General features: G+C 68.9%; 9 protein-coding genes. 1 reads left to right on the top strand and 8 read right to left on the bottom strand.

Annotated features, from left to right (window positions below):
- From YWM_RS24550 to YWM_RS0118865, 8 genes are all read right to left on the bottom strand, one after another.
- Positions 1 to 639: a NuoB/complex I 20 kDa subunit family protein gene (locus YWM_RS24550; protein WP_084612518.1), complete on the bottom strand. Its 639-nt coding sequence runs from the start codon at positions 637 to 639 to the stop codon at positions 1 to 3.
- Complete coding sequence (locus YWM_RS0118900; protein WP_028852001.1) at positions 630 to 1,022, bottom strand: NADH-quinone oxidoreductase subunit A; 393 nt, start codon at positions 1,020 to 1,022, stop codon at positions 630 to 632. The genes YWM_RS24550 and YWM_RS0118900 overlap by 10 nt, the downstream gene beginning before the upstream one ends.
- A gap of 653 nt (positions 1,023 to 1,675) precedes the next feature.
- Positions 1,676 to 2,971, bottom strand: a complete 1,296-nt coding sequence (locus YWM_RS0118895) for a geranylgeranyl reductase family protein (protein WP_028852000.1) — start codon at positions 2,969 to 2,971, stop codon at positions 1,676 to 1,678.
- A gap of 47 nt (positions 2,972 to 3,018) precedes the next feature.
- Complete coding sequence (locus YWM_RS0118890; protein WP_028851999.1) at positions 3,019 to 3,744, bottom strand: class I SAM-dependent methyltransferase; 726 nt, start codon at positions 3,742 to 3,744, stop codon at positions 3,019 to 3,021.
- A gap of 461 nt (positions 3,745 to 4,205) precedes the next feature.
- Complete coding sequence (locus YWM_RS0118880) at positions 4,206 to 5,711, bottom strand: M1 family metallopeptidase (protein WP_028851998.1); 1,506 nt, start codon at positions 5,709 to 5,711, stop codon at positions 4,206 to 4,208.
- A gap of 116 nt (positions 5,712 to 5,827) precedes the next feature.
- Positions 5,828 to 6,337, bottom strand: coding sequence for a DUF3592 domain-containing protein (locus tag YWM_RS0118875; protein WP_169721013.1), 510 nt, complete (start codon positions 6,335 to 6,337; stop codon positions 5,828 to 5,830).
- A gap of 53 nt (positions 6,338 to 6,390) precedes the next feature.
- On the bottom strand, positions 6,391 to 9,528 hold the full coding sequence (locus YWM_RS0118870) for an acetyl-CoA carboxylase family protein (protein ID WP_052345297.1): 3,138 nt from the start codon (positions 9,526 to 9,528) through the stop codon (positions 6,391 to 6,393).
- 47 nt (positions 9,529 to 9,575) lie between these two features.
- Positions 9,576 to 11,159 (bottom strand): AMP-binding protein, encoded by a 1,584-nt coding sequence (locus YWM_RS0118865; RefSeq protein WP_245566094.1) that lies wholly within the window; start codon positions 11,157 to 11,159, stop codon positions 9,576 to 9,578.
- A gap of 127 nt (positions 11,160 to 11,286) precedes the next feature.
- Between YWM_RS0118865 and YWM_RS24545 the strand changes: the two genes are divergently transcribed.
- A complete protein-coding gene (locus YWM_RS24545; RefSeq protein ID WP_043661552.1) occupies positions 11,287 to 11,898 on the top strand; it encodes a TetR/AcrR family transcriptional regulator in 612 nt (203 codons plus the stop codon).
- Positions 11,899 to 11,975: the final 77 nt, after the last annotated feature.

Below are 11,975 nucleotides of genomic sequence, written 5' to 3'. Positions count from 1 at the left end.
TCATTGCTCCAGCAACTCCAGCGGAATCGTGCTGCGGCGCTTGCCTTCCACCTCGTTCGGCGGAATCTCGCTCACGCGCTTGTCGCGGTCCTTCTTGCGGGCGTAGCGCACCGACGACGGCGGCAGCGCCAGCTCTTCGCCGCGCTCGGCCTTGAGCCTGGCCCGTGCCGGGCTGATCGGCTCGTGCTTGATCTTTTCGTGGATCTTCAGGATCGCGTCGATCAGCATCTCCGGCCGCGGCGGGCAACCGGGCAGGTACATGTCGACCGGAACGATGTGGTCGACGCCCTGGACGATCGCGTAGTTGTTGAACATGCCGCCGCTCGAGGCGCACACGCCCATGGCGAGCACCCACTTCGGCTCGGCCATCTGGTCGTAGATCTGCCGCAGCACCGGGGCCATCTTCTGGCTCACCCGGCCCGCGACGATCATCAGGTCGGCCTGCCTCGGCGACGCGCGGAAGACCTCCATGCCGAACCGGCTCAGGTCGTACCGCGGCGCGCCGGTGGTCATCATCTCGATCGCGCAGCAGGCAAGGCCGAACGTGGCGGGCCACAGCGACGAGTGGCGCGACCAGTTGGCCAGCTTCTCCACACTGGCCAGCAGGACGCCGCTGGGCAGCTTTTCCTCTAGTCCCATTCCAGACCGCCCCTCGCCCACTCGTAGACGTACGGGATGGTGATCGCGACGATGAAGATCAGCACCGCGATGAACCCGAACATGCCGACCGCGTCCGCGGCCACGGCGTACGGGTAGAGGAACACCATCTCGATGTCGAACAGGATGAACAGCATCCCGGTCAGGTAGAACTTCACCGGCACGCGGCCGCCCCCGGCCACGGGCTGCGGCGACGGTTCGATCCCGCACTCGTACGGCTGCAGCTTCTGCTTGTTGTACCGCTTCGGGCCCACCAGCGGCGCGATCGTCACGGAGAAGACCGCGAAACCGAAGGACAGCAGAAGCAGCAACACCAGCGGCAGGTAGGCGTCCAGTCCGCTTGCCGCGGTCGCCGTGTCCGGCATGACGACTCCGTCCCTTCCCTCGCAACGCTTGTGAAATTCTTCACGAGCTACTTCGCTCGCGTTGTGAAGGTCTTCACAAACGGCTGTAGAGGCAGTGTAGGACGACCATAACTCTCTTGTCGCCGGGGTATCCCATCAGTCCCTCATGGCTGCCCCATTGATCATTAATAGGGCTCTGAACAGGTGAAACGAGTCGCCTGAGCGGTCCTGCGGGGTGCTTGACGCGGATCGCCGACGGAGTGGTTTCTGCCACATGGGCGCGGATGGTTGGCCGCAGTGAGTCTCGCTACAGGGGCTCAGCTGCCGGTGACCCTCACTACACGGGATGGGCGGCGGGTGACTGACGCAACAGCTCGGGTCGGCGGATTCACCCGAGTGGCCCTGCCGTCAAGGGCGGCTGCGGGCGGCGAAGACGGCACCCGCCCGGGGCGTCGGGGGCAGCTCACTGGGTCCGCGCGGGCCTCAGGTAACGGCGGCGCCGGGCACGGCAGCACCGATCGCGGACAGCGCGAGCGGCAGACACGGCGGCACCGGCCGCGAGCAGCGCGGGCCGTTCGGTACCGCGACATCGGCGGAGCCAACCACGAGCATCAGGAATGCCGGCGCACGCGGCCGGAGCCACTACCCACCGATCTCAGCGCCTGCCGGGTCGGCTAGCGCGGCGAGGGCGTCAACCGCGACGCGGTCGCGATCAACCGGTCCACGGCGTCTCCTGCCCGGTCGTCGTAGCAGCCGGACAGGCCCTTGTAGATCAGCGGGATGAGCTTGTTGATCCGCAGCCCGTAGCGGGTCGCGACGCGCATGACCGCGGGCTTGCCGATGGCCCTGGCGAACGCGTTGCCGAGTCGGTAGTAGCCACCCATGCGCTCCCGTAGTGCCACGGTGTAGCCGTACAGCGCCTTCTCCCGGGACGGGCCGGCCGGACGGGCGAGCGCTTGCACCACGTGCTCCGCGGCCAGCTGCGCGGACTCCATCGCCGCGGCGATCCCCTCGCCGTTGAACGGGCTCACCATGCCGCCCGCATCGCCGAGCAACAGCAGACCGTCCTTGTAGTGGGGAGTGCGGTTGAAGCCCATCGGCAGACCGGCGCCACCGATCTTCCCCACGGCGTTCTCCTCGCGGAATCCCCACTCCTCCGGAGTGCCATCCAGCCAGGTGCGCAGCAGCGCGCGGTAGTCGGTGTTGCGGAAGGCCGGGGAGGTGGACAGCATCCCGAGCCCGACGTTGACCGTGCCGTCGCCCAGCGGGAAGACCCAGCCGTAGCCGGGCAGCAGCCGCGGGTTCTTCGGATCGCTGCGGTCCCACAGCTCGAGGTGACCTTCGATGAACGGCTCGGCATGCCGCGGGCTGCGGTAGTAGCGGCGCACGGCCACGCCCATCGGTCGCTTCTCGTTGCGCTCGATGCCCACGCTGCGGGCCAGCTTGGCGTTCACGCCGTCGGCGGCCAGCACCAGCGGCGCGCGGTAGGTCACCGGTTGACGTTCCGGCCCGACGACCGCCTTGACGCCGACCACGCGGCCGCGCTCGACAACGGCCTCGGTGACGTTGGTCTTCTCGAACAGGCGCGCACCGGCCTTCTGCGCGGTTTGCGCCAGCAGGTGGTCGAAGTCGTGCCGGGTGCGCGAGACCCCGTAGGGCGGATAGCTGCTCAGCTCCGGCCACGGCAGTTCCAGCGTGATGTCGCCCGCCAGGATGCGCAGCCCGGTGCTGTGCACCCAGCCCGCTTCCTCCCGGGTGTCGATGCCGAGGTCGATGAGCTGTTTGACACCGCGCGGGGTGAGCCCGTCACCGCAGACCTTCTCCCGCGGGAACGTCGTCTTCTCCAACAGCAGGACGTCCAAGCCGGACCGAGCGAGGTATGTCGCCGCGGTCGACCCCGCCGGTCCCGCACCAACCACGATGACCTCGGCGTCGTCCGTCGGACCGCGCCTGCTGCTGCTCTGCGTCATGAGGTCACTGTAGAGGCCGCACCCGCAACGGTTCCGCGCGTTGTGACCTAGGCGTTCTGCTCGGGCTCGTCACCGGTCTTGGCGGGCTTGACCGCGCGATGGACCGCGACGACGCCGAACGTGAGGTTGAGCCACTCGACGTCCTCCCAGCCCGCGGCGGCGATGATCTCGCCGAGCTCCCGCTGCGCGGGCCAGGCGGCGGACGACTCGGACAGGTAGGAGTAGGCCTCGGGGTTGGACGACGCGCGCTTGCCGATCCACTTGGGCAGCTGCAGCAGCACTTTGCGGTGCAGGAACCGGATCGGGGCGAACGGTGGCGTGGACACCTCGCAGATCACCAGCCGACCACCCGGTTTGACGACCCTGGCGATCTCCCGCAGCGCGGCGCCGGGGTCGACGAAGTTGCGCAGCCCGAAGCAGATGGTGGCGGCGTCGAAGACCTCGTCGGCGAACGGCAGGCGCAACGCGTCCGCGGCGACCATCGGCAGCCCTGGCCGCTTCTGCTTGCCGTTGCGCAGCATGCCGAGGGAGAAGTCGGCGGCCACACACCACGCGCCCGCGTGGCCGAACTCGACGGTGGACACCCCGGTGCCAGCGGCGAGGTCGAGCACCTTCTCGCCGGGCCTGGCGTCCAGCGTGCGGCTGGTGATCACGCGCCACCGGCGATCGAACCCGAACGTCATGAACGAGTTGGCTCGGTCGTAGCCCTTCGCGACGCCGTCGAACATCTCGGCGACCTCGCGCGGGTTCTTGTCCAGGCTCGCGCGCGACATGGGCGCCAGAGTAGTCGGTCCGGGCCGCCGGACGGGCCGTGTGGTCCGGCGGTCACCCGCGCCGGGTGAGGCGTGCGCTGCGGAAATGCCGCGATGCCGCCGCCGTGCGATCAGATGGACGACGCGACCTGCCATGCCAGTCGCGGTGCCCTGGGGGCACCGTTCGGACCGGCAACAGCTTCGAGCCGGGTTACCGGGATCTCCACGTCGGAGCAGGTCGCGAGCGACCGCTTGGCCGACGGTCGGCGCGCAGGCTGACGCCGACTCGTCGGTCGGCAGGTCACGGTCGAGCGGCAGGCTCCTCCGAGCCACCGTCCGCCAGGGCGCTGAGGGCGTCCAACGCCATCAGCAGCACCAGCAGCACGGCGGCTTGCACCATGTGGGCTTTGTCACGCATGTCCGATCAGACGCACGTCGTCGGCGAGCCGTTCCCTGCCGGCCCGCCAACGACGTCCTCGCCGCTACTTGTGCGCCAGTTCGCGCTGGTGCAGCAGCTTGTGCGTCCGGTCGATCTTGGCCACCGACTTCGGCGCTTCCGCCTTCGCCGCCCGCACGGCCGCGTCGCCGTTCGGGCTGGTGGCCGGCTTGCCTGCGGTGTACAGCCAGGTCTGGAACACCTCGTCCAGCTGCTTGCCGGACAGCTTCTCGGCCAGCTTGATCAGCTCCGGCGTGGTCCCTACGTCGTTGCGCTTCTTCTTCGGCCACTGCTTGAGCAGCTTGAAGAACGCCTTGTCACCCATGGCCGTGCGCAGCGCGTGCACCGTCATCGCGCCCCGGTCGTACACCGCGTCGTGGAACTGGTTCTCCGCACCCGGGTCGCCGGGCAGCACGTCCCAGAACGGGTCGTCGGCGGCGTAGGAGTCGTAGTAGAACTGCGCGATCTCCGCGGCGGTGCCTTCGCCCTGCTCTTCCGACCACAGCCACTCGGCGTAGGCCGCGAAGCCCTCGTTCAGCCAGATCTCGTCCCACGAGCCCAGCGACACCGAGTCGCCGTACCACTGGTGCGCCTGCTCGTGCGCGACCACGTAGGTGTTGGCGCCGCGCGCGAAGAAGCCGTCGTCGTACACCGGCCGGGTCTGCGTCTCCAGCGCGAAGCCGAGGCCGGTCGTCACCACGCCACCGAGGGCCTCGAACGGGTACTTGCCGAACTTCGTCTCGAGGAACTCGGTCACCTCGGGCGTGCGGTCCACGCTGGCCCGCGCGGCATCCGGATTCTGCAAGTCCTTGGCGTAGGCGTTCAGGTAATACAAGCCGTTGGGCGCCAGTTCCTCACTGACGTCGTAGTCCTCCACCGCCATGAACGCCAGGTACGTGGCTTGTGGCTGCTTGCTGCGCCAGTGCCAGCGCACCATGCCGTCGATCTGCTGGCTGGTGCCCACCAACGTGCCGTTGGAGATCACCTCGAGCCCTTCCGGCGCGGCGACCGAGATGTCGTACGTCGCCTTGTCCGTCGGGTGGTTGTTGGACGGGAACCACCACGGCGCCATGTGAGGCTGGTCCACCGCCAGCGCACCGGTCGCGGTCTGCTTCCACGCGTTGTAGCCGTACAGCTCGTACTTGTTCGGGGTGTCGGAGTACTTGACCACGACCAGCATGCGGCTGCCCTTGTGCAGGTCCTGTGCCGGGTCGACGGTCAACTCCCCGCCGTCGGTGCTGAACTTCGCCGGACGGTTGTTCACCCGCACCGAGTCGACGTTCAGCAAGAAGTCGAGATTGAACGTGGTCAGGTCTTGCGTCGCCTTGGCGAGAATGGTCGTCGTGCCGGAGAGCCGGTCGCTTTCCGGCTGGTAGCTCACTCTGACGTCGTAGTGCGAGACGTCGTAGCCGCCGTTGCCGTCCAGCGGGTAATAGGGATCGCCGACTCCCGGACTGCCCGGCCCTGGCGCTGCGCTCGCGGTCGACGTCAACAGCAGGACGGTCAGCCCTGTCGCCGCGGTGGTGAATCCGGCCCGTTTCCTCAGGCTCATGATGACCTCCGATTTGCGACATACCTCCCTGATAGTCGCGAGGGCGAACCTAGCGAGCCTGCGGGCCGATGGCCAGAACTTTGCCTCGCACCGACCCCAATAGCCGAACGAACCGCTCAGTCCTCCGTCGCGACTTCCGGCTCTCGCGTCGCTTCGTCGGTGTCCGAGGTCTCGGCTTCCTCGCGTGCGCGGGCACGCCCTGGCCGCAGCCACCACAGCAGCGGCCCGGCCACCAGCCACGTGATCACGATCGTGCTTCCGGCGGGCAGCAGCGTGAGGTCCGCGGTGCGCCCGGCCACCCGTACCAGGTTCGGATCGGTGCCGTCGTACTCCACCAGCAACCGCTGTCCCTCGACCAGTCCGCCGGGATAGAGCACGCCGTCCTGGGAGATGTGCACGCGACCGTCCGGGCCGGTGAATCGCACCGTGGTGCGGGCCCAGTCCTGCGACAACACCTCGGCGTTCGCCGCGATGCGGTTGGCCATGATCGCTGCGTCGTTGCGGTAGGCGGCCACCACCAGCACGACGGCCATCACCGTCACCAGGCTCGCCACGCCGAGCACCATCAACCGCAGCAGCCGCCGTCGCCGGTCCGCTTGCGTGGCCTCTGTCCGGGAGGTGGTCATTCGCTGAGGGTAACCACCGCGTCCACGTCCGCCACCCCGAGCCGAGGCGGCCGTCACCGGCGACTGTTTCGTAGCGCGCGGACCAGCAGTTTCCGAGTGTCCGCCGGGTCGATGACGTCGTCGACCTCGAACACCGTGGCCACGCTCAACGCCTTGCCGCGTTCGTACAGGTCGGCGAGCAGCTCCTGGTAGCGGGCCTGGCGAGCGTCGGGGTCCGAGATGGCTGCCAGCTCTTTGCGGTAGCCGAGCCGGACGGCGCCTTCCAGGTTCATGCCGCCGAACTCACCGGTCGGCCAGGACAGCGTGACCACCGGTGCGTGCAGGTCACCTCCGGCCATCGCCATCGCACCCAGGCCGTAGCCCTTGCGGAGCACGACCAGGCACAGCGGGACGGTGAGCCGGGCGCCGGCGACGAACATCGCACTGAACCGACGGACGGTGGCAGTTCGCTCCGCGTCCGGGCCGACCATGAAGCCTGGCGTGTCGCACAGCGACACGACGGGAAGACGATGCGCCTGGCACAACTCCAGGAACGCCGTGGCCTTGTCGGCCGCGTCGCCGTCGATGGCGCCGCCGAGGTGTTCGGGGTTGTTGGCGAGCACACCGACGGGTTGTCCGTCGAGCCTGGCCAGTGCGGTGACGATGCCTGCGCCGAACCCGCCGCGCAGCTCCAGCACGCTGCCGGTGTCGAACAGTGCGTCGATCACGGGCCGGATCGGGTAGACACGCAGCCGGTTCTCCGGCACCAGATGGCGCAGGTGGCGCTGGTCGACGTGCTCGACCTCGGTGCGGTCGCCGGCGCCGAAGTAGGACAGGTACCGGCGCGCGGCGGCGACGGCAGCGGTGTCGTCGCCGACCAGGATGTCCACGACGCCGTTCTCCCACTGCACGTCCATCGGCCCGACCTCCTCGGGCGCGACGACGCCGAGCCCGCCGCCTTCGATCATGGCCGGGCCGCCCATGCCGAGGCTGCTGCCCTCGGTGGCGATGATCGTGTCGCAGCTGCCTGCCAAGGCGGCGTTGCCCGCGAAGCAGTAGCCGGACACCACGGCGAGCGTGGGCACCTTGCCGCGTAGCTGGGCCAGCAGGCGGAACGTGGGCACGTCGAGCTGGGCGATCGCGGAGGTGTCGGTGTCGCCGGGCCGCCCGCCACCGCCCTCGGCGAAGATCACCACCGGCAGGTTCTCCCTGGCCGCCAGCTGGAACAGCCGGTCGGTCTTGGCGTGGTTGTGCACGCCCTGCGTGCCCGCGAGGACGGTGTAGTCGTAGGACATCACGGCGACCGGCAGCCCGCCGACCGTTCCCGTGCCGGTGATCAGGCCGTCGGCCGGGGTGCGAGCGATGAGGTCGTCGAGGCTGCGCCTGCGGCGTTGGGCGGCGATGGTGAGCGCGCCGTATTCGACGAAGCTGTCGGGATCGAGCAGGTCGGCGATGTTCTCGCGGGCCGTGCGTCTGCCCGCCGCGTGCCTCCGCTCGGTGACCTCGGGTCTGCCTTCGTCCAACCCGATGCGGTGTCGCTCGACGGTCTCGGCGAGGTCGGGCCGGATGTGGTCGAGGTCGACCGTCTCCACCTCGGCCTGCGCTGCGTCGTCCACGTCTGCTGGTGTGACGAAAACCAGCGGCGCTCCGACTTCGACCACGTCACCGACCTTGACCGCGACGCTGTGTACCTGGCCCGGCCCGTCGGCTCGGACGACGTGTTCCATCTTCATCGACTCGAGGACGACGAGCTCGGCGCCGGATGCCACGGTCTGGCCTTCGTCCACGGACACCGCGACCACCACGCCCTGTTGCGGGCTGCGCACGGCGTCGGTCCCGTCCGGGGTGTCCACAACGGACTCGGGCTCGGCGGCCGATTCCGGAGCGACCGGCAGCGAAGCATGTCGTGGTGTGGCCGCCAGGTCGGCGATGTGGTCGTCGACGAACGTGGTGTGCAGGGTGCCGTCGGCGAGTTCGGGGCGCGCGAGCACGCCCTGCAACAGCGCGATGTTGGTCGGCGGGCCGGCGACGTCGAACTCCGCGAGCGCGCGGTACGCGAGGGCGGCGGCGCCGGCCGTGTCCGCACCGGTAGTGATCACTTTGGCCAGCAGGGAGTCGTATCGCGGGCTGACCTGGTAGCCGGCGTAGCCGTGTGTGTCGACTCGAATGCCGCGCCCGGCCGGTGGCTGGAATCGGGTGAGAGTGCCGCCGCCGGGGTGGACGGTGCCGTCGTCGGCGATGGTCTCGGTGTTCACCCGGACCTGCACGGCCGCACCGCGTGGGATGGGTGTCCGCTCGAGACCCAGGTCGGCGAGGCGGGCACCGCTGGCGATGCGCAAGCCGAGCTCGACCAGGTCGAGGCCGGTGGTCTCCTCGGTGACCGTGTGTTCGACCTGGATACGCGGGTTGACCTCGAGGAACGCGATCTCGTCGCCGGCAACCAGGAACTCCACGGTGGCGAGACCGGTGTAGTCGGTGACCAGTTTGGTCGCGGCGTCGTGCAGCCGCTTGCGCACCGTGTCGGGCAGCGCAGGTGCGGGGGCGATCTCCACGAGCTTCTGCCGTCGCCGTTGCGTGGAACAGTCCCGGTCGCCCACGACGACGGTGGTCTCGCCGTCCCCGGCCAGCTGGACCTCGACATGACGGGCGCGTGGCAGGAACTGTTCGACATAGACGGAGTCGTCACCGAAGGCGGCGCGAGCTTCGGATGCGCAGCGCTGGAGGGCGTCGGCGAGGTCTTCGCGCCGGGTCACCGGACGCATGCCGCGTCCACCACCGCCGGCCAGTGCCTTGACCATGACGGCGCCGCCCGGGCCCAGCCCGTCGAGGAACTCGTGCGCGCGGTCCGGGGTCGTGGGCCCGTCGGTAGCGGCGAGGACGGGTATGCCTAGCTCCTGCGCGCGACGTCGTGCGGCGACCTTGTCGCCGTACAGCTCGAGCGCCTCGGGTGAGGGCCCGACGAACGTGATGCCGTGCTCGGCACAGGCGCGGGCCAGCGCGGGGTTCTCGGCAAGGAAGCCGTAACCGGGGTGCAGCGCGTCGCATCCGGTGCGCACAGCGGCCGCGACGATCTGCGCGACGTCGAGGTAGGCAGCCGCCCCGGTGCCCGGCAATTGCACGGCTTCGTCGGCGCGTACACGATGCGCGCAGGCTGCGTCGTCCTCGGGATGAACGGCCACGGTCGGAACACCGAGCGCCGCAGCGGTGGCCATGATGCGCACGGCGATCTCGCCGCGGTTGGCGACCAGCAGCTTGCTCGTCACTGGCTGCTCCTCCGCAGGACGATGCCGGCCGCTTCGCGATCCCAGACGCCGGGCCCGGCACCGCGCTCCCGCAGCAGGTGTTTGTGCACCTTCTGGGTCGGCGTCTTCGGCAGCTCGTCGGCGAATTCCAAGTAGCGCGGGACCATGAAGTACGGCAGGCGGTCGACGAGGAAGTGGGTCAGTTCGACCGGGTCGATCTCGCGGCCGTCCTTGGGCACCACCACGGCCTTGATCTCGTCCTCGGTGAACTCCGACGGGACGGCCACCACGGCACTTTCGTAGACGTCGGGGTACTCGTTGATCACCCGCTCGACCTCGAAGCTGGAGATGTTCTCGCCGCGCCTGCGCAGGGCGTCCTTCATCCGGTCGGTGAAGTAGAACCGGCCGTCGGTGTCGGTGCGGAACGCGTCGCCGGTGTGGATCCAGCCGTCCACGATCGTCTCGGCCGTCTTCTCCGGCAGGTTGTGGTAGCCGCGCATGACCATCAGCGGGTGCTCGGGGCGAACCCACAGCTCGCCGACGGTTCCGGTGGGCACCTCCTTGCCGTTGTCGTCGACGAGTTTCAACTCGTAGCCGGCGCGTGGGAAGCCGCATTCACCGCCGACGACCGTGTCCGGCGGGCCGTAGAGGACGGCGCCGATCTCGCTCATCCCGTAAACCGCGGCGACGTCGACGCCGAACCGGGCGCGGAAGCCTTCGACGTCGCTGGCCAGCGGGGCCATGATGGCCAGCTCGAGAGGATTGTCGGCGTCCTGCGGGGTGGGGTCGGCCTGCTGCAGCAACTCCGCCATCGCCCCGAGCATCAGCGTCACCGTGATGCCGTGTTCCCGGACGGTCGGCCAGAACTTGCTCACCGAGAACGACGGTTCGAGCACGCACGTGGCTTGATGGATCAGCGCCTGGTAGACGCCGTACCACTGCCCGGCGAGGTGGAACAGCGGGAGCGTGACCAGGATGCGATCGTCCGAGCTGGGACGGCCCTGATCTTCCCGTGACGCGTAGGTGTAGGCGTGCGCGTGCGAAACCAGTACGCCCTTCGACGGCCCGGTGGTGCCGGACGTGTACATGTAGCCGATCAGGTCGGCGGCGTCCAACGGCTGCGGTGAGGCGGGCGCTGCCGCGGTCAGTTCGCCGAACTGAACGATTTGGAAGCGGTGGCGTAGCTCGTCCGCGGCGGAGATGTCACCTCGCACGACCAGGGTGCGCAGCGACGTGAGTTCGTCGGACACGCGCGCGATCCGCTCGAGGTAGCCGTCCTCGACGATCAGAGTCTGCGCGCCCGAGTCGTTGAGGATGTGCGTGAGGAACGTGCCTTTGTAGGCGGTGTTGACCGGGACCTCGATCATGCCGCCGAGGCTGACACCCGACCACGCGTGGATGGCGTCGAGGGAGTTGTCCAGCAGCAAGGCCACCGGCTGCTGCCGCCCGACGCCGAGCCCGGCCAGGCCGGTCGCGATGCGCAGCGAACGGTCGTGACTTTCCGCGAATGTGTACTGGCCGTCGCGGCCGATCTGCGCGACCTTGTCAGGCGCGCCTGTCAACGCGCGGTCGTAGGCGGCTCGCAGGGTCCGCTTTGACACCTCCGGCAAGTTCCTCATCGAACCTCGCATTCACGCCCTCGGAGTTGCTTTACACGCGTGTCAAGGCGGGAGCGTACTGGACACGGACGTTGCTTTACAACGGTGTAAAGTCTGTTACTTTACAAGAGTGTCAAATAGCAGTGGTCTCGGCGGGCGCACGGTGACTGCGGATGACAAGCGTGAGCTGCTGCTCGACGTGGCCGAGCAGGTCTTCGGCACGCTCGGCTACGCAGGCACCACGATGGCGGAGCTGGCCAAGGCGGCCGGCGTCACGCGTCCGACGGTCTATGCGTATTTCAGCTCGAAGGACGAGGTGTTCCGTGCCCTCGCCGACCGCGTGCGCAAGGAGTTTCTGCGCCTGCAGGAGCAGCCACCGCTGACCGAACCGCCGGCAGCCATGGTCCGGCAGATCGTCGCGCAGTACCTCGCGGCGTATGTGCGGCACCGGAAGCTGCTCACGGTGCTGGCGCACCAGGCCCTCAGCGATGACGAGTTCTACGAGGTCAGGCGGGAGGTTTTCGCCCGCGTCGAGCGCCGCAACACCCGGTTCCTCGAGCGCATGACGGAGCAGGGTGCGGCGAAGCCGGTCGTGCCGCCGGAAGCGATCTCCGCTGCGGTCACCGGGCTGGTTGCCCGCTTCGCCGAGCTCGCCGCGGCCGAGCCCGCCCGGCTCGCGGCGTTGGCAGGTGAAGTGGCGGACATGTACCTGTGCCTCGCCGGCATGACCGACGACGGCTAGTCACAGTGTCCGCGGGCGTCTGCCGTGATTTCCGCAGGCGTCAGCCGTGCTGTTCCGCGGGCCTCGGTCAACCGTGA

The organism is Thermocrispum municipale DSM 44069 (genome assembly GCF_000427825.1).
Classification (GTDB): Bacteria; Actinomycetota; Actinomycetes; order Mycobacteriales; family Pseudonocardiaceae; genus Thermocrispum; species Thermocrispum municipale.
The sequence above is the reverse complement of the archived record's forward strand: the minus strand, read 5'-3'. Positions and strand labels throughout refer to the sequence as shown.